Origin of the sequence: Agromyces indicus (assembly GCF_031432295.1) — a bacterium.
Taxonomy (GTDB): Bacteria; Actinomycetota; Actinomycetes; order Actinomycetales; family Microbacteriaceae; genus Agromyces; species Agromyces indicus.
Genome location: NZ_JAVKGS010000003.1, coordinates 380,576 through 404,301 on the forward strand (window position 1 = coordinate 380,576; position 23,726 = coordinate 404,301).

Annotated in this window: 25 protein-coding genes; 12 read left to right on the plus strand and 13 right to left on the minus strand. The window is 74.7% G+C overall.

Annotated features, from left to right (window positions below; all coding sequences use genetic code 11):
- Positions 1–28 precede the first annotated feature (28 nt).
- Positions 29–1,381, plus strand: a complete 1,353-nt coding sequence (locus RH861_RS11670; protein ID WP_310521100.1) for an MFS transporter — start codon at positions 29–31, stop codon at positions 1,379–1,381.
- A gap of 46 nt (positions 1,382–1,427) precedes the next feature.
- The gene (locus tag RH861_RS11675; RefSeq protein WP_310521101.1) at positions 1,428–2,849 is read left to right on the plus strand and encodes a maltokinase N-terminal cap-like domain-containing protein; all 1,422 of its coding nucleotides are present in this window, start codon (positions 1,428–1,430) and stop codon (positions 2,847–2,849) included.
- A 21-nt stretch (positions 2,850–2,870) separates the two neighbouring features.
- Here the strand turns inward: RH861_RS11675 and RH861_RS11680 are convergent, their stop codons facing one another.
- Both RH861_RS11680 and RH861_RS11685 read right to left on the minus strand, forming a co-directional pair.
- Positions 2,871–3,077, minus strand: coding sequence for a hypothetical protein (locus RH861_RS11680; RefSeq protein ID WP_248598747.1), 207 nt, complete (start codon positions 3,075–3,077; stop codon positions 2,871–2,873).
- 145 nt (positions 3,078–3,222) lie between these two features.
- Positions 3,223–3,690, minus strand: coding sequence for a methyltransferase family protein (locus RH861_RS11685; RefSeq protein ID WP_310521102.1), 468 nt, complete (start codon positions 3,688–3,690; stop codon positions 3,223–3,225).
- Positions 3,691–3,769: 79 nt separating this feature from the next.
- Between RH861_RS11685 and RH861_RS11690 the strand changes: the two genes are divergently transcribed.
- Genes RH861_RS11690 through crcB form a run of 3 tightly spaced genes read left to right on the plus strand, consistent with a single transcriptional unit; the run spans position 3,770 to position 5,216 of the window.
- Positions 3,770–4,372 (plus strand): universal stress protein, encoded by a 603-nt coding sequence (locus RH861_RS11690; RefSeq protein ID WP_310521103.1) that lies wholly within the window; start codon positions 3,770–3,772, stop codon positions 4,370–4,372.
- A complete protein-coding gene (locus tag RH861_RS11695; protein WP_310521104.1) occupies positions 4,369–4,815 on the plus strand; it encodes a fluoride efflux transporter FluC in 447 nt (148 codons plus the stop codon). The genes RH861_RS11690 and RH861_RS11695 overlap by 4 nt, the downstream gene beginning before the upstream one ends.
- Positions 4,812–5,216 (plus strand): fluoride efflux transporter CrcB, encoded by a 405-nt coding sequence (crcB, locus tag RH861_RS11700; RefSeq protein WP_310521105.1) that lies wholly within the window; start codon positions 4,812–4,814, stop codon positions 5,214–5,216. Before RH861_RS11695 ends, crcB begins: the two co-directional genes overlap by 4 nt.
- Positions 5,217–5,230: 14 nt before the next feature.
- On the opposite strand, the gene RH861_RS11705 is transcribed toward crcB, so the two are convergent.
- Positions 5,231–5,704 carry a GyrI-like domain-containing protein gene (locus tag RH861_RS11705; protein ID WP_310521106.1) on the minus strand — a complete coding sequence of 158 codons (474 nt, stop codon included), beginning with the start codon at positions 5,702–5,704 and terminating at the stop codon, positions 5,231–5,233.
- A gap of 83 nt (positions 5,705–5,787) precedes the next feature.
- Positions 5,788–5,910 carry a type B 50S ribosomal protein L36 gene (gene ykgO, locus RH861_RS11710; RefSeq protein ID WP_067949122.1) on the minus strand — a complete coding sequence of 41 codons (123 nt, stop codon included), beginning with the start codon at positions 5,908–5,910 and terminating at the stop codon, positions 5,788–5,790.
- Between the two features lie 57 nt (positions 5,911–5,967).
- Between ykgO and RH861_RS11715 the strand changes: the two genes are divergently transcribed.
- Entirely contained in the window at positions 5,968–6,987 is a 1,020-nt protein-coding gene (locus RH861_RS11715; RefSeq protein ID WP_310521107.1) for a GTP-binding protein, read from the plus strand.
- Between the two features lie 57 nt (positions 6,988–7,044).
- Here the strand turns inward: RH861_RS11715 and RH861_RS11720 are convergent, their stop codons facing one another.
- Both RH861_RS11720 and RH861_RS11725 read right to left on the minus strand, forming a co-directional pair.
- Entirely contained in the window at positions 7,045–10,095 is a 3,051-nt protein-coding gene (locus RH861_RS11720) for a DEAD/DEAH box helicase (RefSeq protein WP_310521108.1), read from the minus strand.
- Between the two features lie 39 nt (positions 10,096–10,134).
- A complete protein-coding gene (locus RH861_RS11725) occupies positions 10,135–10,830 on the minus strand; it encodes a nucleoside/nucleotide kinase family protein (RefSeq protein ID WP_310521109.1) in 696 nt (231 codons plus the stop codon).
- Between the two features lie 281 nt (positions 10,831–11,111).
- On the opposite strand from RH861_RS11725, the gene RH861_RS11730 reads away from it, so the two are divergent.
- On the plus strand, positions 11,112–13,421 hold the full coding sequence (locus RH861_RS11730; RefSeq protein WP_310521110.1) for an immune inhibitor A domain-containing protein: 2,310 nt from the start codon (positions 11,112–11,114) through the stop codon (positions 13,419–13,421).
- Between the two features lie 121 nt (positions 13,422–13,542).
- Here RH861_RS11730 and RH861_RS11735 read toward each other — a convergent pair whose 3' ends face one another.
- On the minus strand, positions 13,543–13,761 hold the full coding sequence (locus RH861_RS11735; protein ID WP_310521111.1) for a hypothetical protein: 219 nt from the start codon (positions 13,759–13,761) through the stop codon (positions 13,543–13,545).
- 182 nt (positions 13,762–13,943) lie between these two features.
- On the opposite strand from RH861_RS11735, the gene RH861_RS11740 reads away from it, so the two are divergent.
- Both RH861_RS11740 and RH861_RS11745 read left to right on the plus strand, forming a co-directional pair.
- Entirely contained in the window at positions 13,944–14,834 is an 891-nt protein-coding gene (locus RH861_RS11740) for a bifunctional helix-turn-helix transcriptional regulator/GNAT family N-acetyltransferase (RefSeq protein ID WP_310521112.1), read from the plus strand.
- Positions 14,835–14,968: 134 nt separating this feature from the next.
- Positions 14,969–15,427 (plus strand): DoxX family protein, encoded by a 459-nt coding sequence (locus RH861_RS11745; protein ID WP_310521113.1) that lies wholly within the window; start codon positions 14,969–14,971, stop codon positions 15,425–15,427.
- Between the two features lie 61 nt (positions 15,428–15,488).
- Here the strand turns inward: RH861_RS11745 and RH861_RS11750 are convergent, their stop codons facing one another.
- Together RH861_RS11750 and RH861_RS11755 are read right to left on the minus strand one after the other, a co-directional pair.
- The gene (locus RH861_RS11750; RefSeq protein ID WP_310521114.1) at positions 15,489–16,991 is read right to left on the minus strand and encodes a DUF3482 domain-containing protein; all 1,503 of its coding nucleotides are present in this window, start codon (positions 16,989–16,991) and stop codon (positions 15,489–15,491) included.
- Entirely contained in the window at positions 16,988–18,556 is a 1,569-nt protein-coding gene (locus RH861_RS11755) for a DUF2868 domain-containing protein (protein ID WP_310521115.1), read from the minus strand. The genes RH861_RS11750 and RH861_RS11755 overlap by 4 nt, the downstream gene beginning before the upstream one ends.
- Before the next feature lie 397 nt (positions 18,557–18,953).
- Between RH861_RS11755 and RH861_RS11760 the strand changes: the two genes are divergently transcribed.
- Both RH861_RS11760 and RH861_RS11765 read left to right on the plus strand, forming a co-directional pair.
- Positions 18,954–19,895: a DUF1214 domain-containing protein gene (locus RH861_RS11760; protein ID WP_310521116.1), complete on the plus strand. Its 942-nt coding sequence runs from the start codon at positions 18,954–18,956 to the stop codon at positions 19,893–19,895.
- Between the two features lie 262 nt (positions 19,896–20,157).
- Positions 20,158–20,574 carry a CBS domain-containing protein gene (locus RH861_RS11765; protein ID WP_310521117.1) on the plus strand — a complete coding sequence of 139 codons (417 nt, stop codon included), beginning with the start codon at positions 20,158–20,160 and terminating at the stop codon, positions 20,572–20,574.
- A gap of 75 nt (positions 20,575–20,649) precedes the next feature.
- On the opposite strand, the gene RH861_RS11770 is transcribed toward RH861_RS11765, so the two are convergent.
- Positions 20,650–21,159, minus strand: a complete 510-nt coding sequence (locus RH861_RS11770) for a methylated-DNA--[protein]-cysteine S-methyltransferase (RefSeq protein ID WP_310521118.1) — start codon at positions 21,157–21,159, stop codon at positions 20,650–20,652.
- A 153-nt stretch (positions 21,160–21,312) separates the two neighbouring features.
- Here RH861_RS11770 and RH861_RS11775 point away from each other — a divergent pair, with 153 nt between their 5' ends.
- Complete coding sequence (locus tag RH861_RS11775) at positions 21,313–21,468, plus strand: hypothetical protein (protein WP_157356673.1); 156 nt, start codon at positions 21,313–21,315, stop codon at positions 21,466–21,468.
- Between the two features lie 263 nt (positions 21,469–21,731).
- Here RH861_RS11775 and RH861_RS11780 read toward each other — a convergent pair whose 3' ends face one another.
- The 3 genes from RH861_RS11780 to RH861_RS11790 form a co-directional block, all read right to left on the minus strand.
- Positions 21,732–21,965, minus strand: a complete 234-nt coding sequence (locus RH861_RS11780; protein ID WP_310521119.1) for a hypothetical protein — start codon at positions 21,963–21,965, stop codon at positions 21,732–21,734.
- A gap of 410 nt (positions 21,966–22,375) precedes the next feature.
- On the minus strand, positions 22,376–23,167 hold the full coding sequence (locus RH861_RS11785; RefSeq protein ID WP_310521120.1) for an SDR family oxidoreductase: 792 nt from the start codon (positions 23,165–23,167) through the stop codon (positions 22,376–22,378).
- On the minus strand, positions 23,164–23,670 hold the full coding sequence (locus RH861_RS11790; RefSeq protein WP_310521121.1) for a hypothetical protein: 507 nt from the start codon (positions 23,668–23,670) through the stop codon (positions 23,164–23,166). Before RH861_RS11790 ends, RH861_RS11785 begins: the two co-directional genes overlap by 4 nt.
- Positions 23,671–23,726 lie beyond the last annotated feature (56 nt).

Consider the following 23,726-nt stretch of genomic DNA (forward strand, 5'->3'; position numbering starts at 1 on the left):
TCGTGCCGACGGGTAGCCTCGAAGCAACGTGACGACCCCGACCCCCCTCCCCACAGCCCCCACGTGGCGGCTCTGGCTGGTGTGGGGCGTCGGGGTCGCGGCGTACGTGCTGTCGGTGACGAACCGCACCTCGCTCGCGGCCGTCGGCGTCGACACCGCGGTCCGCTTCGACGCCGACGCGTCGACGCTGTCGATGTTCGCCGTGATCCAGCTCGCCGTGTACGGCGGCATGCAGATCCCGGTCGGCCTGCTGCTCGACCGGTTCGGCGCGCGCCCGGTCATCACCGCGGGCATGCTGCTCATGGCGATCGGCCAGCTGCTGCTCGCGTTCGCCCCGGACGTCGGGTGGGCGATCTTCGCGCGCATGCTCCTCGGAGCCGGCGACGCCGCCGTCTTCCCCAGCGTGCTGCGCGTCATCGCGGTCTGGTTCCCGGAACGGCAGGCGCCGTTCATGGTGCAGCTCACCGGGCTCGTCGGCCAGTCCGGCCAGATCATCGCGGTGCTGCCGCTGGCCGCGCTCCTCCATGCGACGAGCTGGAGCGTCGCGTTCGGGTCGCTCGCCGGGCTCGGCGTGCTCTTCACCGTCCTGACGTTCGCCGTGATCCGCAACCGTCCCCCGGGCCGCGTCGCCGACGTCTCGGTCGACACCGTCACGGGCGCGATCCACGTGGTCCGCTCGTCCGCCGACCTGCGGCAGGGGTTCCGCGAGTCGTGGGCGCACCCCGGCACGCGGCTGGCGTTCTGGTCCCACTTCACGACGCCGTTCTCGGGCACCGCGTTCGTGCTGCTCTGGGGCTTCCCGTTCCTCACGATCGGGCAGGGGCTCACGACGGGCATGGCGTCGCTGCTCTTCACGGTCTACGTCGTCTTCGGCGTCCTCGTCGGCCCGGTGATCGGCGCGCTCTCGAGCCGCCACCCGATGCGACGTTCGCGGCTGCTCGTGCTGCCGCTCATCGGCATCCAGGTCGTCGCGTGGCTCGTCGTCATCGCCTGGCCGGGCACCGCGCCGCTGTGGCTGCTGTTCGCCCTCGCGTTCGCGATGAGCGCCGGCGGCCCCGCGTCGATGATCGGCTTCGACCACGCGCGCACGTTCAACCCGCGCCACCGGCTCAGCACCGCGACGGGCATCACCAACGTCGGCGGGTTCCTGGCGGCGCTCCTCGCGATCCTGCTGATAGGCATCGCGATGGACGCGCAGGGCGCCGGCACCCCCGACCGCTACACGCTCGACGCGTTCCGCCTCGCGTTCCTCACGCAGGTGCCGCTCTGGCTGCTCGGCAGCCTGTTCATCGTGATCGAGCGGCGACGCACGCGCGTGCACGTCGGGCTCGACGCGCCCCGCGTGCGCCGACGCGACCGCGGGCGCGACCCCGAGGCCTGACGCGTGGCTCCTCGACTCGGGATGGCCGCGGCCATAGGGTTCAGGCATGGACAGCGCCGTGGCCGCGATCGCCGAGTGGATGCCGCAGCAGCGGTGGTTCGGCGGCAAGGGGCACACGCCGCAGCTGCGTGAGATCGGGTCGTGGGAGCTGCCCGTCGACGAGGCGGGCGTCCGCGTGCGGTCGCTGCTGGTCATGGACGAGGCGTCGCAACCGCCCGTGCTGTACCAGGTCCCCGTCGTGGAGCGGAGCGCGGCCGTGCCGGCGGCATCCGCTCACCTCGTCGCACGACTCGACGACGGCACCGCGCTGTACGACGGGCCGCACGACCCCGCGTTCACCGACGCGCTCCTCGAGCTCATCGTGGGCGAGGGCCGGGCGGTCGCCCACGGCGCATGGGCGGCGGGCCACTTCTCCGGGGCGACGGATGCCGGGCCCCGCGGCGCACGCGTGCCCGCGACCGTGCTCGGCGGCGAGCAGTCGAACACGTCGATCGTCTACCGGCCCGACGGCGCCGCGCCCGTGATCTGCAAGGTCTACCGCCAGCTGCACCACGGCGACAATCCGGACGTGACCCTGCAGACCGCGCTCGCGGCGTCCGGCTCGCGGCACGTGCCCGCGAGCGTGGGCGACGTGATCGGCGAGTGGGACGACACCGGCCGGCCCGACGGGCGGGCCCGCGGGCACCTCGCGTTCGCGCAGGAGTTCCTGCCGGGCGTCGAGGACGCGTGGCGCGTCGCCCTCCTCGCCGCGGCCGCCGGCCAGGACTTCGCCGACGACGCCCGCGCGCTCGGGGTCGCGGTCGCCGAGGTGCACCTGTCGCTCGGCGAGCTGTTCGAGCGCGAGCCGGCGACGGGCGGGCTCGTCGAGGCGGTCACGGCGGCGTGGCAGCGGCGGCTCGGCATCGCGGTCGACGAGGTGCCCGCGATCGCTCCCCACCGGGCTGCGATCGACGCCTTCTACGCTCGCGCGCAGGCGGGGGCCTGGCCCGAGCTGCAGCGCGTCCACGGCGACCTGCACCTCGGGCAGGTGATCCTCGCGCCCGGGCGCGGATGGCTCATCCTCGACTTCGAGGGCGAGCCGATGCGGCCCATGCACGAGCGTCGACGCCCCGACCTCCCCGTGCGCGACGTGGCCGGGATGCTCCGCTCGTTCGACTACGTCGCCGGGGCGACCGAGCTCGTGCACCCGGAGCGCGCCGAGGAGGCCCGCGCCTGGGCGGCATCCGCTCGGCAGGCCTTCATCGACGGATACGTCGGCGCGTCGGGCATGGACCTCGCCCGATACCGCGACCTGCTCGCGGCGTTCGAGCTCGACAAGGCCGTGTACGAGGCCATCTACGAGACGCGCAACCGCCCCGACTGGGCGCCGATCCCGCTGCGGGCGATCGCGAAGCTGCTCGAGAGCGGGCCGCTGCGCGCGTCGACGGATGCCGCGGGCGCACCGGATCGCGTGGGCGACCCGGCCTGACGCGGCATCCGTCGCCCGCTGCTACACCCGACCGCCGTCGGCCGCACCCGGGTTCGGCAGGTCGTGGGCCTCGCCCACCGTGCCGTCCTCCGCGGCGCGCCGGTCGGCCTCGGCCGAATCGAGCGCCGTCTCGTCGAGGTCCTCGTCGAGCGGGGTCTCCTCGCCGTCCGAGCCCGGGTCGAGCGGGATGCCCTCCTCGCGGCCGCGCGGCTGCTGCTGGGGGTCCATCTGCGGATCCGTGGAACTCACCATCGAACACCACCTCCTGGGCCGAGCGTACGACCGGGGCGATGCGGGCCGACAGGGGTTGCGGTTCGGGCGCCGGGCGCTTCCGCTGGGGCGGCGGGTGCGGGGGCTGCGGCGCTGCCGCGGGTCAGCGGATGCCGCGGGCCCAGAGCATGAGCGGCGTGCGATCGGCGTACTCGACGTACTCGTCGCCGAACGCGTCGACCAGCCGGTGCTGCTCGACGCGCGCCTTCACCGCGAGAACCACCACGAGCGCCACCCAGGCGACGATGAGGTCGATGCGGGCGAACCAGATCACCCACCCCGCGGCGGCGACCAGCAGGCCCACGTAGATCGGGTTGCGCGTGAGCCGGTACACGCCGGTCGTACGCAGCCGCGCACCCGGGCGCGGGGCCACCCACGGCACGAGGTCGCGGCCGAGCGCGGCGACCCCGGCACCCGCGAGCACGACGCCCACCATGATGAGCAGCACCGCGAGCACCGCCGACTGCTGGCCGCTCCACAGGGGCGCGCCGGGCACGGTGAACGGCACGATCAGCAGCACCCCGATCAGCAGGAACTGCAGGGCGACGAGCCAGTTCGCACGATCCTTCACGGCTCCATTCTCGCGCGTCGCGCGCGCTGCGAGCCTGCCCACCGCGGCCCGTCTGTGGGAGGCTGGCCCCGGAGGTCACATGCGCGCATCACCGCACCGGACCCTCGTCGTCGGGGTCGTGCCCGGACAGCCCGACGCGGTCGTGATCCAGGCGGCGGCCCTCGCCGCGCAGCTCGACGCGCGACTCGTGTGCGCGACGGTGGACCGCGGGCGGTACGTGGTCGAGGAGCGGCCGGACGGCAGCATCCGCTCGGCGCCCGTCGACCCCGACCTGCCGGAGGCCGACCTGCCCGACGTCCGCCTGCCGGAGCTGGCGCTGCCGGAGCTCCCCCTGCCGGAGGCGGATGTCGCGGGAACCCCGGGCCGCGCCGCCGGTGCCGACCGCGTCGACCCCGACCTCGAGTCGCGCCTCGGCCGCCTGCTCGACCCCACGGGCATCGCCTGGGAGACGCGCGCGCTCGCGGGCGACCCGGCGCACGCGCTCGCCCGGCTCGCCGACACGCTCGACGCCGCGATGATCGTCGTGGGCACGCACACCGGCGGGCTCCGCGGCAGCCTCCGCGAGCTGTTCACGGGGTCGGTCGCGGCGCACCTCGCCCACCGCCAGCACCGACCGGTCGTGATCATCCCGCTCGCGCCGGTCGGGTTCGACGCGGCGCTGCCCTGGGATTCCGGGTCGTGACCGCGGCCCCGCCGCATCGCCGGTGGCGCTCGCTCGGGCTCGTCGCCGCCGGCGGCACGGTCGGCACCGCGCTCCGGGAGGCCCTGCTGCTCCTCGCGCCCGACCTCGCGCGATTCCCGGCCACGACGTTCGCGATCAACCTCGCGGGCGCCTTCGCGCTCGGCGTGCTGCTCGAGGTGCTCGTGCGGTCGGGGCCCGACGAGGGCCGGCGCCGCGACCTCCGCCTGCTCGTCGGCACGGGGGTGCTCGGCGGGTTCACGACCTACAGCGCCCTCGCGACCGCCACGGCCCTGCTCGCCGTGTCCGGACTCGCGGGGTGGGCGATCGCGTACGCGCTCGGCACGGTCGTGCTCGGTGCGGCGCTGAGCGTGGCGGGCATCGCGGTCGGCGCGGCGCTCGCCGCGCGGCCCGGCGGCGGCGCTGCACCGGGGGCGTCGTCGTGACGCCGCTGCTGTTCGTGGCGACGGCCCTGCTCGGCGGTGTCGGCGCGGCGCTGCGGTTCCTCCTCGACGGGCTGGTGCGGGCTCGCACTCGGGGCACCTTCCCGATCGGCACCGCGCTCGTGAACCTGTCGGGCTCGTTCGCGCTGGGCGTCGTCACGGGTGTCACGGCGAGCGGATGGCTCGCGCCCGAGGTCGCGACGGCGCTCGGCGTGGGCCTCCTCGGCGGCTACACGACGTTCAGCACCGCGAGCGTCGAGACCGTGCGGCTCGCGCAGGAACGCCGCTCCCGCGCGGCCGTCGTGAACGGGCTCGGCGTGCTCGTGGCGTGCACGTTCGCGGCGCTCGCCGGGCTCTGGCTCGGCGGGTTGCTGGGCGAGATGCTCGGCCCCTTCGGGGGGTGACGGATGCCGCGGGCTCAGCCGGCGGGCCGCAGCGGACAGAAGACGACCGTGCGGGTCTGGTCGTCGGGCGTGCCCGGCGGGCTCCAGTACTCCTCCCACATCGTGGACTCGTCGAGCTCGCGACCGTGCAGGGCCATCGCCGCGGCGATCGCGTCGTAGGCCTCGGAGACGGTCGAGTACGGGCCGAGGTGGGTGGTCGTCGCGACCTCGCCGGCCGGCAGCACCTCGGCGACGACCGTGCCGTCGCCCTCGATCGGCTGCGGCACGACGAAGCCGGCGATCACCGTGACCCGGCCGGTCGCGGGATCCATGTCGCCGTACTTCGCCGCGGCGGGCCCGTCGCCGAGCAGCCCGAGCGGACCGAGGTGGGCCGCCACGCGCTCGAACGCCGATCCCATGAACGTGGGGATCTCGGCGAAGGTGGTGCTCGTGCGCACGGCGGCCAGGTGGCGCTCGGGCACGGTCGTGATGCTCACGTCGTGGGTCATGACGGCTCCTCGCGGTCGGTCTGCACGCAGTCTGCGCCGCGTCGACCCCCTCGGCCAGGGGCTTCGGTCCCCCGGCGCCGCCGTCAGCCCTGGCGGCCCTTGAATCGCGGGTTCAGCTTGTTGATGACGTAGACGCGACCGCGGCGCCGGACGACCTGGGCTCCCGGCTGGTTCTTGAGCGACTTGAGCGAGGCGCGGACCTTCATGCGGATCTCCGATACTGTTGAGAACGATTCTCAACAACTGTACTGGATGGAACCGCCGTGCCCCACTTCGACCCCTCCTCGTTCGTCGCCAGGTCGGCCGGGCTGACCCTGGTCCTCGGCGCCGAGACCGCGGCCCGCGAGACGTACGCCGAGCAGCTCGCCGCCGCGACCGGCGCGCGGCTCGCGCGGGTGATCGCCGGGCATGCGTCCGCGGCATCCGAGGTCGCCGACCTGGTCGCCGCCCTCGAGGGCACGCAGCCCGCCGCGCGGGCGGTCGTCCCCGTCCCGGGCGACGTCGACGTGACCCACGTGATCGGGGCGGCATCCGACGCGGGAGATGCGACCGTGGTCACCGTCGTGGACGCCACGAGCATCATCAGCCGCCTCGGCCGGCAGACCTACCTCGACCGGGTCGCCCCGGACGGACCCGAGCTCGTCGCCGAGGCCGCGATCACGGTCCAGCACCTCGAGTTCGCCGAGCTCGTCCTCGTCGTCGACCACGAGCGCGTGCCGACCGGCCGGCTGACCAGGTTGACCGCCCTGCTGTCGCACCTGAACCCCACCGCCCGCATCGTCCTGCGCGGCAGCACGGTCGTCGTCCCGGCGACCCGACGGGGCCGCACGCCGTACGGCGACCGCCCGGGGTGGGTGCGCGCGCTGAACGACGAGCACGATCCGGTGTTCACGGACCCCGACGTCCGCACCTTCCGCTACGAGCAGCCCCGGCCGTTCCACACGGGGCGACTGATGCACCTGCTCGAGGGCGACCTCTCCGGGCACCGGTACGGCACCCTGGTCCGCTCGGCGGGCTTCTGCCGCTTCGCGACGCGTCCGGGCCGCGCGGCACTGTGGGAACAGGTCGGCTCGATGATCACCTTCGACCCGCTGGCGGCGGACGAGGCGTCGCCGGAACTCGCGAGCACCGGTCAGGACCTCGTGTTCACGGGCATCAGGCTCCACATCGCCGGGCTCACCGCGGCGCTCGACGCGTGCGTGCTGAGCGACCGCGAGCTCCTCGAGGGGCCGGGCGCGTGGGTGCGGATCCCCGACCCGCTCCCCCGCTGGGTCGAGGCCTGAGCCGGCGCCGCCGCGGTCGCCGGCCGCGCCGCCCCGTCCCGCCGTCGCTGACCCGAGTCACCCGTCGAGCAGTTCGCGCACGTCGGCCGCCGAGAGCGCGGCATCCGTCGCCCCCGGATCACCGTCGAGCACCGACGCGACGAGCTCGCCCTTGCGCGCCTTCAACGCCATGACCTTCTCCTCGATCGTGCCCTCCGCGACGAGCCGGTAGACCATGACCCGGCGGTCCTGCCCGATGCGATGCGCGCGGTCGACGGCCTGCTGCTCGCTCGCCGGGTTCCACCACGGGTCGAGCAGGAACACGTAGTCGGCCTCGGTGAGGTTGAGCCCGAACCCGCCGGCCTTGAGGCTGATGCAGAAGACGGATGCCGCACCCGAGCGGAAACGCGCGACCTCCTCGTCGCGGGCGCGGGCCGGCGTCGCGCCGTCGAGGTACGCGTACGGCACGCCTTCGGCCTCGAGCCGGCCCGCGACCCGGCCGAGGAACGACGTGAACTGGCTGAACACGAGCGCCCGGTGCCCCTCGGCGAGCACGTCGTCGAGCTGCTCGAACAGCGCGTCGAGCTTCGCCGACGGCATGCCGGCGTGCCGTTCGTCGATGAGCGACGCGTCGAGCGCGAGCATGCGCAGCAGCGTGAGCGACCGGTAGACGATGAACCGCTGCCGGTCGAGGTCGTCGTCGAGCAGGTCGAGCAGCTTCTGCCGCTCGCGCTGCAGGGTCGCGTCGTACAGGCGCCGGTGGCGCGGGGCGAGCGCGACGGTGAGCACCTGCTCCTGCTTGGGCGGCAGCTCGGGCGCGACGGCCTCCTTAGTGCGGCGCAGCATGAGCGGGCGGATGCGGCGGCGGAGCAGGTCGCGACGTTCGGCGTTGCCGTCCTCCTCGATCGGGCGGCGGAACCGCTCGTCGAACGCGCGCCGGGACGGGAACAGCCCCGGCGCGACGAGGTTCAGGATCGCCCACAGCTCGCCGAGGTGGTTCTCGACCGGCGTGCCGGTGACCGCGAGGCGGAACGGCGCACGGATGCCACGGGCGGCCTCGTGCGCCTTCGTCGCGGGGTTCTTCACGAACTGCGCCTCGTCGAGCACGAGCCCGCCCCACTCGAGCGCCGCGAACGCGTCGGCGTCGAGGCGCAGCACGGCGTACGTCGTGATCACGAGGTCGGCGTCGGCGGCGACCTCGGCGATCGTGGGGCGCCCGGCGCCCTCGGTCGCGGCGACGGAGGCCGCGCGAAGCCCGGGCGTGAACCGTGCGGCCTCGCGGACCCAGTTCGACGCGACCGACGTGGGCGCGACGACGAGGAACGGGGCGCCGCGCCCCTGCGCCTCGACGGCGTGCTGCACGAGCGCGAGGGTCTGCGCGGTCTTGCCGAGCCCCATGTCGTCGGCGAGGATCCCGCCGAGCCGGTGCCGCCAGAGGAAGGCGAGCCAGCGGAACCCGTCGAGCTGGTACGGGCGCAGCGGCAGCGCGAGCCCGTCGGGTTCGGGCAGCGGCTCGACCGCGGCGTCGTCGGCGAGCCCGGCGACGGTGGCGCGCCAGCTCACGGCCGGCTCCGCGGCATCCGCGAGGTCTTCGAAGTCGGCCCAGAGGCTCGCGCGACTGCGGTGGATGCGCATCCCCGTCTCCCACTCGGCGAGCGTGCCGGCCTCGTCGAGGAGTTCCCTGAGCTCGTCGAACTCGGGGCGCCGCAGCGACAGGTAGGAGTTGTCGACGAGCTTCAGCCGCCGCGCGCCCGTCGACAGCGCGCGGAAGAGCGGCATGAACGGCACCGTCCGGCCGGCGACGGTGACGAGCACGCCGAGGTCGAACCAGTCGGCCTGGCGGGACTCGACCGTCGTGACGGTGAACGTCGGCCGGTCGGTGAGCTCGCGGAAGTCGGGCGGGTCGCCGACCACCTCGACGCGGACGCGGCCCAGCGCCTCGAGCCGCGGCACGACGCGGTCGGCGAACGCGGCCGCGTCGGCGTCGTGCAGCTCGACCTCGTCGTCGCGCGCGTGCTCGAGCACCGCGCGCACCCGCTCGGCGGTCTCGTCGCGGTCGGCCTCGAAGCCGGCGAGCACGCCGACGGCGGCGGCGATCACGGCGGCGCGCGCCTCGACGGGCTCGCCGTCGAAGCGCACCGGGTCGACCGATGCCGCGAGCGGGCTCGTCCGGCCGTCGCCGTGGTCCCACGCCCACGCGAGCCGGAGCGACCCCGCAGGCGCGTGCGTCGCCGTCAGGACGAGGTCGGCCGGCGGGGCGGGCGGCGGCGCGAAGCTGCCGTCGCTGCTGCGGATCGGGAGGGTTCGGGCGAGGACGCGGTGGTGGGCGCGGAGGAACTCGTCGAGGTCGGCGGCGGGCACGTGCAGCACGTCGGCGCCGCCGAGCAGCGCGAGCTGCGCCGAGGTCGCGCCGCCTGCGACGGGTGCCAGCTCGATCACCCCCGTGTCGAAGTCGAAGCGGTACACGCCGTGCTCGCCGACCGCGCGGGCGTGCTCGACCGTGGAGGCCGCACCGTCCACGTCGACCGTCGGCACGAGGGCGAGCGCCCCCTCGGCGTCGACGGTCGCCTCGAGCCCGACCCACGCCGCCGCGGCGAGCCGGACGTCGGGCGTGGCATCCGCCCCCACCAGGTGCACGCCGAGTCGCCGCGCCTCAGCCAGGAGCGCCCAGAACAGCGGCGACGCGTACTCGTCGACCGTGATGAGCTCCGACCCCCACGTCGGGATGCCGCCCGCGGGCGACCCCTTGAGCGCCGCGAACTGGGCGAACCAGCGTGCCTGCGCGGGGTCGTACCCGCCCGACTCGCCCTGGTAGGCGATGTTCTGCCACGTGAGGCCCGCCTTGATCCAGGCGCCGCGGGACCCGCGCGTGACGGGGCGCACGCCGAGTCGGTCGACGGATGCCGCACGGCGGGCCGGCTCGTCGCGCGCGCCCTGGAACTGGCCCGGCCGGCGCAGCACGCGCCGCCGGAGCTCGAACTGCAGCCCGAGCGGACGCTCGCCGGCGACCGCCGCGTCGGCGCGGGCGCCGGTCAGGCCCTCGAGCCGGGCGCGCCAGTCCGTGCCATCGGTCGCGGCGGCGACCGTCGCGCCGCGCGCACCGGACGCGGGCGACTCGGGTTCGGGCATGCACCCATGCTCGCACCCGCCGCCGACGACGGGCGCGTGTCAGCCGCTGACCGCGACGTCCCAGGTCGCGCCGGAGACCACGACGTCGGCGCGTGCGACCGTCGGCTCGATGACCCGGGCGTTCGCGCCGTCGACCTCGACCGCCCAGGCGCGGGCCGCCTCGGGGGTCCGGCCGAACTCGGTGTGCCGGGCGACGAGCCGGCGGAGCCGATCCTCCTCGGTCGCCTCGACGAACCACGCCTCGTCGACGAGCTCGTCGACCTGCCGCCACGGCTCCTCGTCGACGAGCAGGTAGTTGCCCTCGACGACCACGATGCGGGCGTCGGGTTCGATCGCGATCTCAGCCGCGACGGGCTCGTCGATGCGACGGTCGAAGCCCGGCGCGTAGACGACGTGGTCGGTCTCCGACCGCACGCGCGCGAGCAGCGCCGCGAAGCCCCATCCGTCGAACGTGTCCATGGCGCCCTTGCGGTCGCGCCGGCCGAGCCGGTCGAGGGTCGCGTTCGCGAGGTGGAACCCGTCCATCGGCAGGTGCACCGCCAGCCCCGCGCCATCCGTCTCGTTCAGTCGGGCGACGAGCGCGTCGGCCAACGTCGACTTGCCCGCCCCGGGACTGCCCGTGATGCCGATCACGACCCGATGGGCGGATGCCGCGGCGAGCGCGTCGCGCACCAGTTCGGCGAGCGCCCCGAGGGCGACCGAGGCGTGCGACGGGACGGCGTCCGGCGAGTCCATGCTCCCCAGCATGGGGCACGGTCGCGCGCGGCGCGAGGGGTGGCGCCCCCCAGATCCGCCGAGGGGACGCAACACGCCGCGCGGGGCCGGCGGGCCGCGGCGTGTTGCGCCCCCTCGCGGGAACACGGGCGGCAGCCGCGGGGCCCGGAGTGCGGCATCCGTTCAGCTCGAATGCTGAGGTTAAGTCAACACCCTTGAAACGCTTCTCCTCGGACGGGGGTGCGTGTTAGCTTCCCTTCACCTTTGCCCGGACCCCCGGGCGATTCCCTGAAGGAGAGCACGTGAGAACACGCACGCGCGGACTGCTCGCTGCCGTCGCAGCGAGCGCGACGATGGTCGCCGGAGCCGCGTTCGGCCCCGCCGCCCTCGCCGCACCCGCGAAGGACCCGAACACCGCGCCGGCGACCGCCGCCGCGGCACGACCCGACAACCGCCCCGGCCCCCTGACCGAGCGGCAGAACGAGCGGCGCAAGGCCGCGCAGCAGCTCATCCTGTCCGGCCAGGCGTCCCCCGGCGAGGACGGCGTCGTCCAGCTGGCCGAGGACAAGTACTACCAGGCCGCCGTCACCGGCACCGGCCGCCTCTTCACGATCCTCGCCGAGTTCGGCGAGCAGGGCAGCGGCAAGCTCGGCACCGTCCCCGGCCCGCTGCACAACCAGATCGCGAAGCCCGACCCGGCGAAGAACAACAGCACGTTCTGGACCGAGGACTTCAGCACCGAATACTACGAGGAGCTCTTCTTCGGCGAGGGCGAGTCGTTCGCCGACTTCTACTCCAAGCAGTCCGCGGGCAACTACACCGTCGACGGCGCGGTCACCGAGTGGGTCAAGGTGCCCGGCAACGCGTCGACCTACGGCGACAACTCCGTCGAGGACTACGGCGGGGCGTGGCAGTTCGTCGAGGACTCCGGCAACGCTTGGTACCAGGCACAGCGCGCCAAGGGCAAGACGGTCGAGGAGATCCGCGCCGAACTCGCCGAGTTCGACGTCTGGGACCGCTACGACTACGACGGCGACGGCGACTTCGACGAGCCCGACGGATACCTCGACCACTTCCAGGCCGTGCACGCCGGCGAGGGCGAGGACGCCGGCGGCGGCGCCCAGGGCGAGGACGCCATCTGGTCGCACCGCTGGTACGTCAACTCGACCGACTTCGGCAAGACCGGACCCACGGTCGACGGCACCCAGGTGAAGTTCGGCGGCGCGCAGATCGGCGACACCGGCATCTGGATCGGCGACTACACGACCGAGCCCGAGAACGGCGGCCTCGGCGTCTTCGCGCACGAGTACGCGCACGACCTCGGCCTGCCCGACTTCTACGACACCGCGGGCGGCGAGAACTCGACCGGGTTCTGGACCCTCATGTCGAGCGGCTCGTGGCTCGGCGACGGCGACGGCTCCATCGGCAACAAGCCCAACTACATGGGCCCGTGGGAGAAGCTGCAGCTCGGCTGGCTCGACTACGCCGTGGTCTCGCCGGGCGAGTCCGGCGAGTTCACCCTGAGCCCCGCCGCCCGGCAGGTCGACGGCCAGGAGCAGGCGCTCGTGGTCGACGTCCCCGACGCGGGCATCACCACCGAGTACACCACGCCCGCCTCGGGCTCGTACGCCTGGTGGTCGGGCAGCGCTGACGACCTGAACACCACGCTCACGCGCAGCCTCGACCTCACCGGCATCCGCTCGGCGACGGTCACGGCGAAGGCGTGGTACGACATCGAGGCCGGCTACGACTACCTGTACGCCGAGTACCGTCCGGCGGGCACCACCGACTGGATCCGCATCGGCAAGCCCATCGACGGCTCGACGAGCGGCAAGTGGTCGAGCCTGCGGCTCACCGTGCCCGGTGGCGGCGAGGTCGACTTCCGGTTCCGCTACCAGACCGACGGCGGCGTGCACTACGCCGGCGCGTTCCTCGACGACATCGTCGTGAAGAACGGCGGCACCACGCTGTTCGCCGACGACGTCGAGTCGGGCGACAACGGCTGGACCGCGAACGGGTTCACGCGCAGCACCGGCACCGAGACGAGCGAGGGCGACCGTTACTACCTCGTCGAGAACCGGACCTACGTCGACTACGACACCACGCTGCAGACGGGCCCGTACCAGTTCAGCTACGGACTCACCGCGCCCGACAAGGTCGAGCACTTCCCGTTCGCCGACGGCATGCTCGTGTGGGCGGTCGACGAGGCGTACAGCGACAACAACACCATCGAGCACCCGGGCCACGGCCTGGCCTTGCCGGTGGACGCCCGGCCGGCGAAGTTCACCTACGCCGACGGCACCGCGCCGAGCAACCGGCGCCAGCCGCTCGACGCCACCTTCGGCCTGCAGGACGCCGACGGCGTGGTGCTCCACAAGGAGGTCACGGTCGGCAAGGGCAAGTCGCAGACCGTGCAGCAGGTCGGCGCCGCGGCGCCGAACGACCGGCAGACGGCGACGTTCACCGACCGCGTGGTCGACGCGTACTTCCACGCGTCGAACCCGCTCGGCGGCGTGAAGGTCGCCGGGCACGGCGTCGACGTCACGGTGCTCACGCAGGAGACCGGCGGCGTCATGACGGTGCGCGTCACCAACCCGGGGGTCCAGCCGTAAGGCCGGCGACCGGCGTCAGCGGATGACGCGGCGGGCCCGCTCCACTCGGAGCGGGCCCGCTTCGCGTTCGCGGGCCGTGGCGCGTCGCGTTGCGGCGGTGCCGCGTCGCGTGCGCGGCCGCTCAGTGCGACAGGCGGTGGGCCCGGGAGTGCTGCAGGGTGGCGGCTTCGACGACCGCGTGCCAGATCCGCTGCCTGATCGACGTCGTGGCGCCGGTCGCGGTGGTGCGCTCCTCGGTGCGGCGCTCGGCGGCGATGCGTCGGTACTCGTTGACGCGTTCGGCGTGTCGGGCGTCGGCGGCCTGCGTCGACTGGGCCAGGTGGTGGTTCGCGAGGTCCATGGTCTCGATCCCTCCGGTGGTCGGATGCTGCGGGATAGGGCCCGTCGGTGATGGATACGTCGAGGGTCGCGCGATCGCGCGGTCGCGGCATCCGTGGTGACCCGAGACCCGGACGGGTGGGGGCCCTGAGTCCGCCAGGCCCGTGCTTGATCCCCGCAAATCCTCTGACTAAAGTCAGAGATATGGACGGCATCACCCGGGTCCGCGAGTTCAACCGCACCGTGACCGAGCGCATCGGCGCGCTCGACGACCACTACCTCGCCCGCGGCCGCCCCCTCGGCCAGTCGCGCCTGCTGTGGGAGATCGGCGCCGCCGGGCCGGAGGGCGCCGAGCTCCGCGACCTCCGCGAGCGGCTCGGGCTCGACTCCGGATACCTCAGCCGGCAGCTCCGGGGGCTCGAGGCCGACGGGCTCGTGAGGGTCGAGCCCGCCGCCGACGACTCGCGTGTCCGCGTCGTGCGGCTCACCGAGCCCGGCCGCGCGGAGCGCGCCGAACTCGACCGCGGATCCGACGACCTCGCCCGCGGCATCCTCGACCCCCTCACCGACCGGCAGCGCACCCGCCTGCTCGACGCGATGGACGAGGTGCGACGCCTCATGACCGCGTCGGCCGTCGAGGTGCGCGTCGTCGACCCCGCCGAGCCGGCCGCGCGAGCGAGCATCGACGCGTACTTCGCCGAGCTCGCGACGCGGTTCGACGTCGGGTTCGACCCGGGGCAGTCGCGGCCCACGAGCGACGACGAGTTTCGCGAGCCGCAGGGCGCGTTCCTCGTCGCGTTCCTGCACGGCACCGCGGTCGGATGCGTCGGGGTGAAGCGGCGCCACGGCGACGAGTACGCCGAGATCAAGCGGCTCTGGGTCTCGCCCGACGCGCGCGGCATCGGGCTCGGGGCACGGCTGCTGCGCGAGGTCGAGGCGGCCGCGCGGCGGCTCGGCGCGGCATCCGTTCGCCTCGACACGAACCGCACGCTCACCGAGGCGATCGCGCTGTACCGCGCGAACGGGTACGTCGAGATCGACGACTTCAACGGCGAGCGCTACGCCGACTTCTGGTTCGAGAAGCCGCTCGACTGACCCACGCGGGTCCGCGCGCGCCGCGATGCATGAGAATCCGGGCGACGGATGCCACTGGGGCGCTGTGACGCGGATCCTGCTGCATTCGGGCAGGCTGCGGCTGCGGCGCAGCGGCCGCCTGCGAGACTGGGGCGATGCCCCGCCGTCGCCGCCCTGCCGGCCCTCCCGCCCGCCCCGCCCGCCCCTCGGTCGTCCGCACCGTCGCGCGCTGGCTGCTCGCGGGCCTGCTCGTCTTCGCCGGGGTCGCGCACCTGAGCTGGGGACGCCGCGGGTTCCGCATCGCGGTGCCCGACTGGGTGGCATCCGACCGCGCCGGGAAGGACGTCGTGGTGGTCACGTCGGGCATCGCGGAGATCCTGCTGGGCACCGCGACCGCCGTCGCCCCGGCGCGCGAGCGTCGCACGGTCGGCGCCGCGGTCGCCGCGTTCTTCGTCGCCGTGTTCCCGGGCAACGTGCACCACTGGCGCAGCGGGCGATCGGTGCCGTTCATGCGGACCGACCGGGCGCGGTTCCTGCGACTGTTCCTGCAGCCGGTGCTCGTCGCCTGGGCGCTGTGGAGCACCGGCCCGGCGGCATCCCGCCGCGCATCCTGAGCAAGCCCGCGCGTCGACGGATGCCGCGGCTCGCGGGCGGCGGGCGCCGCCCCGACGCCGCTCAGCCCCTGAACTCGACCTCGCGGAGCGCCCCCGGGTAGAGGCGGTCGAGCAGGCCGAGCGCGAGCGACCGGAGCACCGCCTCGAGCTCCTGCCGCATCCGCTCGTCGTCGCCGCGCGACCCGGCCGACTCGCGCGTCTGCGCCCACACGACCGCGAGCCGCTCCTGCTCGGCGACGACGGCCTCGACGACGAGCTCGCGCCAGAACGGCGGGTACTCCCCCTCCGTCCAGGCGCCGCGCCCGCGGCCGTAGTGCGCGACCGCCAGGTACCGCAGCAGCGACGACGTCACGAGTCCGTCGAGGAAGGCGTCCTCCCAACGCAGGCTGGCGTCGCTGCGGCCCCGGTACACGTTCACGCCGCGCGCGAGGCCCGCGCCGCCCAACGCGCCGACGATCGCGCCCGCGACCATGCCCGCGCCGAATGTGAGCCCGCCCGCGGCGAGGTCGGCGCCGAGCCCGGTGAGCGCCCCGGAGACCACGCCGCCGAGCGCGGCCGTCCGGCCCTCGTCGAGCGGCGCATCGACGTGCACGTCGTCGGCGACGCGCTCGAGCACCGCGTCGGTCGCGCGCCCCTCGAGCCGGTGGATGGCGATGAGCTCGTCGGTGCTCGCCCGCAGGTCGTCGCGCAGTCGGGCCGACATCCGCTCCGCGGCATCCGCTCGCGCCTGCGACCGTGCCGGGTTCGGCAACCCGAACGACCCGCCGACGCGCGAGGAGAGCGGCTCGGCCGGCAGCACGACCCGGTCGGCCGCGGCCCGCTCGATGGGCCCCGCGAGCGCCGCCATCGACCGCTCGAACTCGTCCATGCGCTGGTCGCGCCACGCGGCGGCGAGGCGCCCGAAGGCCGCCTGCGACCCGTCGGGGACGAGGTCGTCGATCGCGTCGAACAGCGTGAACTCCTGCACCCAGCACCGGGCGAACGCGTCGAGGGCGAGCACGCCGCGCACGTGCGGCCGGTCGGCGAGCGCGGCCTGCCAGCGCGCGGCATCCGCGGCTTCGACCGCCGGTTCGCGGGGCGGGCCGGTCTGGTTGAGCAGCACGAGCACGGGCTTGCCGATCCACTCGAGCACCTCGAGCTCGGGGCCGAGGTAACCGGCGTCGTCGGGCTCCTCGGCGGCGTTGACCAGGTAGAGCACGACGTCGGCCTGCTCGGCGACGTTGCGCACCGCGAGCTGGCTGAGCCACAGCGCGCGGTCGCGGTAGCGGTCCCACACCTGCGACAGGAACCAGCCGATCGGGTTGCGGTCCTGCCGCAGACGGCGCACGAGGCGCACGCTGTCGCCGAAGCCGGGCGTGTCCCAGAGAGTGAGCAGGTCGCCGTACGTGGTCTGCACGAGCGGATACGGGGTCGCCTCGGCGGTGACGTGCGGGGCGTCGCGCACCTCGCCGACGTCGCGGCCGAGGAGCGTGCGCGCGAGCGTGGTCTTGCCGGCGTTCGTGTGCGAGATGAGCGAGAGCGACACGGCGCCCGCGTCGCGGCCCGGCACGTCGGCGGCGGTCATCGCCGGCTCCGCCCGTCGGGGCGGGGTGCGTCGACGGATGCCGCCTCCGCGAGCTGCGCGGCCGCCCGCTCGGGATCGGGGTCGGCGAGGTCGACGAACAGGGCGGTGCCGCCGTGCGCCTCGACGAGCTCGCGCCAGGCGGCGCGGCGCGCCTCGCGGCGGGCGTGGTCGTCGGGCCAGCGGGTGAGGAACGGGGACTCGTCGATGAGGGCGACGGTGGTGGCGCCGGGGTCGGTGGGGCGGGCGGCGGCCGAGCGGGCGGCGGCCGCTCGGCCGGGGGCGGCAGGGCGGCCGGGGGCGGCGGGGCGAGCGGATGTCGCGACCCCACCCAGTTCGTCGAGGAACCGCCCGTGCGCGTCCTCCTCGGGGGTCGCGGTCAGCGAGAACAGGGGCAGGCGCAGGCCGGCCGGGCCCGCGGCATCCGTCGCCGTCGCCCCGCCGCCGCTCGCGTCGCCGAGATCGTCGCCCCACGCGACCGACCGCTCGATGGCGGCCGTTGCGTTGCCGAACGCGCGCGCGAGCACCGCCTCGAGGCCGGCGCGCGCGTCGGCGGCGAGCGTGTAGCTGTACGGGATGATGCGCACCGGCGTCGGCTCGCCCACCCACGCCGACACGAGCCGGCGGAAGTACGGGTCGCCGAGCGGCAGCGCCACGCGGCGCGCCCGACGACGCTCGACGAGCCACGCGGCGAGCGCGAGCACGAGCCGCGGCAGGACGACGACGGCGACGACGGTGGCGGCCATGAGGTGCATCCACGGTGCGGCGTTCTCGCTCGCGGGCGCGCGGATCGCCTCGATCGCGGCGACGTCCGGCACCGGGATGCCCGTGAGCAGCGAACCGGGCGCGAGCGTGACCGCGAGCAGCGCGTGCACCTGCTCGGCGCCGAGGAATGTGCTCTCCCACGAGGCCCGGTACTCGAACGCGAGGCCGCGCGTGTAGAGGCCCGCGATCACCCCGAGCGCCGTCGCCGCGGCCGCCAGGTGCAGCACGCGCGCGGCGCGGGCCGAGTAGAGCGGCGCGGCGATGCGCGCCCACTCGCCGGGCAGGCCGGTGAGCACCGACCGGCGGGCGACGGCGCCGTCGCCGCGCCATCCGTCGACCGCACCGCGCACGGCCGCCGCGCGGATCAGCACCGCCCGCACCGGACCGACCGCACCACCGCGGAGCACCACCGGCCGGAGCAGCAGCCACACGTACACCACGAGGTTCCACGCGACGAGCGCGAACACCGGCGGCGCGAGCAGGTTGATGCTCGACCCGCCGCCGATGCGGTCGACGACGACGCCCAGCACGAACGCGCCGAGCACCGTGACGACGCCCACCCACGGGCGCCAACGGATGCCGCGCACCGTGCGCGTCACGCCCGGTTGGCGCGTGCCGATGCGCTCGAGCACGAGTTGCGCGCGCCGGGCGAGGAACGCGTCGGCGCTCGCGCGCTCCCCCACGATCGCGGCGGCCGCGCGGCTCGCCCACTCGCGGTCGGCGTCGGACCACAGCACCCGGTCGCGCTCGCCGGTCTCGACGGCGCGCGCGGCGGTCACCTCGAGGGCGGCCTGCTCGTCCATACGCGTCACTCTATGCGGGCGCGTGGCGCGCACCATGGGGCTTGCGGATGCCGCAGGCCGGCGCGGCCGCCCTCGCGTCGGACGCGAATGGTCGCCTCGCGCGCCCCATACCGACCATTCGCGCCCGCCGGGGGACGCAACACGCCGCCGCCCGCGGGAGCCGCGCGGCATGTCGCGTCCTCTCGCGAACGGGCCCGCCGCCTCGCGGACCCACCTCACCCCGCGCCGGACTCGAATGGTCGCTCCGCGCGCCCCATCCCGACCATTCGCGCCCGCCGAAGGGACGCAACACGCCGTCGCGCGCGCGGGCCGCGCGGCGTGTTGCGTCCCCTCGCGAAGCGGGCCCGCCCGTGGCTATGGTGATCGCAGGATCGCCGACGGATCGAGGGGAACCCGGATGGCCGAGCACGTCAACGTCGACAACTTCGCGCGCGCCGAGACGAGCCGCATGTTCGCGGCCATCGCCGGCCAGGCGGGCGGCACGGGGCAGTGGTTGCACAACCGCACGCCCACTCCGCTCGACAACCAGCCGGTGATCCGGCAGAACCGCGACACGCTCTACAGCACGGTCCTCGTCGACGCGTCGCTGGGTGCGACGCTCACGATCTCCGACTCCGGCGGCCGGTACCTGTCGGTCATGGTCGTGACCGAGGACCACTACATCCCGCTCGTGCTGCACGAACCGGGCGAGCATCGGCTCTCCGCCGACGAGCTCGGGTCGCGGTACGTGCTGCTCGCGGCGCGCATCCTCGTCGACCCCGATGACGAAGCGGATGTCGCGGCCGTGAACGCCCTGCAGGACGGATTCGCCCTCGACGCGGCATCCGCTGAGCCCTATGCCATGCCCGAGTGGGACGAGGCCACGCTCACCGAGACGCGGCAGGCGCTGCTGACCCTCGCCCGCGGTCTCGGCGGGTTCGCGGGCGCGTTCGGGCGGCGCGACGAGGTCGACCCGGTGCACCACCTGATCGGCACGGCGGCGGGCTGGGGCGGGCTGCCGACCTCGGAGGCGTTCTACGTCAACGTCGAGCCGCGGCTGCCGGTGGGCGAGTACGCGCTCACGGTCGCCGACGTGCCCGTCGACGCGTTCTGGTCGGTCACGGTCTACAACGCCGACGGCTACCTCGAGGACGCCGGCGGGCTCGTCAGCGTCAACAGCGTCACGGCCGATCGCAACGCGGATGGCACGGTCGCGGTGCACTTCGGCGGGCCGGACGACGGTCGACCGAACCGGCTCGGGATCATGGACGGCTGGAACTACGTCGTGCGGCTGTACCGGCCGCGGGCCGAGGTCGTCGACGGGTCGTGGGCGTTCCCGGAGTCGCGGCCGGTCGCGTAGCGCTCGCGGCTGGCGTGGTTCTCGGGGTGCTCGTGGCGCTCCGGGCGCTCCGCGGACGTGAATCGTCGGAATCGGCCGCGCCGAGCGACGAATCGCGTCCGAGGCGAGTGGCGAGCGACGGATGCCGCGGCCAGGGCGAGCACCGGGTGCCGCTGCGGGTACGAGCAGCGGATGCCGCAGGCGGGCCGGGCGCGTCAACCCCCGTGCGGCATCCGCTGCCCGTGCCTACCGTGGCGACACGAGCACGAGAGAGGACGTACCCATGACCGTCGCACGTGACCTGATGACGCCCGACCCGACCTGCGTGAAGGAGGACGAGACCCTCGTCGACGCCGCCCGCAAGATGCGCGACCTGGACGTGGGGGCGCTGCCCATCTGCGGTAACGACGACCGCCTCAAGGGCATGCTCACCGACCGCGACATCATCGTGAAGTGCATCGCCGACGGCGGCGACCCGTCGAGCGTGACCGCGGGCAGCCTCGCCGAGGGCAAGCCCGTGACGGTGGGCGCCGACGACGACATCCGCGAGGCGCTCGAGATGATGCAGCAGCACCAGGTGCGGCGTCTGCCGGTGATCGACGGACACGACCTCGTCGGCATCATCAGCCAGGCCGACATCGCCCGATCGCTCTCGGCGGGCGCGACCGGCGAGACGGTCGCCGAGATCTCCGAGGACTGAGCAGCTCCCCGAACCGCGGCGGACCGGACGCAATCGCGACCGGTCCGCCGCTTCGTGCGCCGGGAGTGCGCCGGGTCAGAACAGCCGACGCTGCACGACCGCGGCGCCCTCGAGCTCGAGCAGGCGGTGCTTGCGTTCGAACCCGCCGGCGTAGCCGGTGAGCGACCCGTCGGCGCCGACGACGCGGTGGCAGGGCACGACGATGCTGATCGGGTTCCGCCCCACCGCGTTGCCCACGCGGCGCGCGAGGTTGCGGTCGCCGAGCCGCGCGGCCAGTTCGCCGTAGGTCACGGTCTGCCCGTACGGGATGTCGCGCAGCATCCGCCACACCGCCTGCTGGAAGTCGTCGCCGACCGGCGCGAGCGGCAGGTCGAAGGCGGTGCGGCGTCCGTCGAGGTACTCGTCGAGCTCGGCCGCGAACCGCGCGATGAGCGGGTCGCGCGCGGCGTCGCCCTCGGCGCCGAGCGTGCCCGGGGCCGGCGGATGCCAGTGGTCGGGGAAGTAGACGCCCGCGAGTGCGCCGTCGTTGGCGACCACGAGCAGGTCGCCGAGCGCGGTCGGCAGCGTCGCGTGTCGGCGGGTCATGCGTCGATTCTCACCCGCGGCGGGCGCAGGCGGGCGAGCGGATGTCGCGGGAATCGGACGTGGACGGCCCCGCGCGCCTGTCAACCCGGTGACGGCGCGCCCCCGCACGCGGGAGGGTGGAGGCACCGACGCCCGGACACGAAGGAGCGAGCGATGAGCGACACGAACGTCCCCGACGAGGAGTACCGCGACGAGCAGCCCGGCGACCCCGAGTCGCCCGAGACGCCCGGCGCGCCCGACAACGCCGACCCGATGAGCGAGTCCACCGACGGCGGGCTCGACGGCGGGGAGCCCGGCGTCGAGGAGTGAGGCCGGCGCGGCAGCGTTCGGCGCCGCGCGCACTGCTGCATGAGCATCCGTCGGATGGGCGCCCTGGGGCGCGCATCCGGCGGATTCTCCGTGTTCGTCGGGCGCCCGCGCGCCTGCGTGGGGCGGTGCCCCGGCCGCGTCGGACTCGAATGGTCGGAATGCCGTGCGCATTCCGACCATTCGTGTCCGGCGTGACACGGGGCGCGCACTGCGCGCGGCCCGGTTGGCGGGGGCGAGCGGATGCCGCGTACGCCCGAGTGCCGTCAGTCGCGGGGTGTGCGGTGCCCGCCGCCGGTGTCGAGGTCGGGGCCCGCCTCGAGGTCGGGACCATCGCTCTCGGTGATGTTCGCGCCCTCGAAGAACGGGTCGACGCCGAGCTCGCGGTCGTGCTCGGCCTTGAGCCGCGCCTGCTCGCGCGCACTGTCGGCGTAGGCGCGGTCGTCGGGCAGGTCGTCGTCGCTGCGGCGTCCCAGGTCGCGGTCGGTGTCGTCGCTCATGCGGTCCTCCGGTTCGTCGATGCGCTCAGGGTAGGTCGCCGCGCCGCTTGCCGCACGGGGTTGCGCCCGCCCGGCCGGCGCGTGCCGCCCCCGCGTACCGGCGACCGCCAGCCGGGGCCGATCACGCCCGCTGGCTCCCCGAGGGGACGCAACACGCCGCGCGCGACGACGACCAGACGGCACGTCGCGTCCCCTCGAACGGCGCGTGCCGCGCCCGCAGCTCCGGCCTGTTCCCGAGGGGACGCAGCACGCCGCGCGCGGGCACGACCCGACGGCGAGTTGCGTCCCCTCGCGGGGCGCGCGCCGCGGTTCGGGTGAGCGGATGCCGCGGCATCCGTCACTCGAGGCGCGTCGCGTCCCCTCGCGGTGCGCGCGCCGCGGTCCGGGTGAGCGGATGCCGCGGCATCCGTTCACTCGCGCGCGCCCGCCCCCTCGCGCGGCGCCCGCACCGCCGCGCGGTCGCCCGACCGCAGCCACTCGTCGAACGTGATGCGCCCGCGCGCGGCATCCGCCCCGCCCCGCGTCGCGCCGGTGGCGAGCGATCGCCCGAACGGCCCCGGGAAGCGCACCTCGAGCACCCCGCGTCGCACGCCCTCGACGGCGTGGAGCCGCCGCACCAGGTCGGCGAGCCGCTCGTCGCGCGGCCCGACGAGGTCGCGGGCGCGGCCGCCGACCGGCGTGCCCTCGGCGAGCTCGACGAGCCGCGCGCCGACCTCGCGCGCCGCGACCGGCCGGATCAGCGCCTTCGGCACGATCGTCACCGGTCCGTACGTCGCGGTCGCCGCGACCTGCGCCGCGAACTCGTGGAACTGCGTCACCCGCTGGATGGTGACCGGCACGGGACTGTCGGCGAGGAGGGCCTCCTGCGCGAGCTTGCCGGCGTAGTGCGCGTCGTCGACGCCGTCGATGCCGACGACCGACAGGGCGACGTGGTGTGCGACGCCCGCGGCGCGTTCGGCGCGCAGCAGGTTGCCGGTGACGTTCCTGAAGAACTCGCGGGCCCGGCGTCCGGACAGGGTGACAACGCTCGCGACGTCGACCACGGCGTCGACTCCGGCGAGCGCGGCGGCGAGTCGGGTGCCGGTCTCGAGGTCGTGCCCGTCGTGGCGCGTGAGGGTGAGCACGTCGTGTCCGCGCGCCTCGGCAGCGGCGACGACGTGGCGGCCGACGGCGCCGGTTCCCCCGGCGACGGCGAGCCTCATCGGGCCACCTCCTCGTGCGCGCGGCGGGCATCGGGGCGAGCGGATGCCGCGAGGCCGGCGGCACCGGCGAACCCGGCCGTCCCGGCCACCCCGGCCCCGGCCCCGCCCCCGCGCGCCGGGATCAGCAGCAGGACGCCGAGCCCGAGGCTGAGCGTCAGCGAGACGGCGGTGCCGATCGCGGCATCCGTTTCGAGGTGGTCGAGGTGGGTGGCGTGGTACCAGAGGTGGAGTGCGCCGAAGACCGTCCAGGCGAGGCCGAGCACGCGCGTGACGGCGGGGCTGCGCCAGGCGAACCCGGCGACGGATGCCGCACCGAGGGCGAGGTAGAACGCGCCGACGTCGCGCACGAGGTGCTCGTTGTACGGTCCGTCGGTGGAGACCCACTGCCCGAGCGCGCCCGGGAACGAGCCGTAGAACGAGGCGGGCGCGAACGACGCCCACCCGCCGACGAAGAACGCGATGGCCGCGGTCAGGGCGAGCGCGGCCGTGTGGATTCTGTTCATACCCGTACTGACGACGCGGGTGGGCGAAGTGTGAGGTGGAGATAAATCTGTACAGA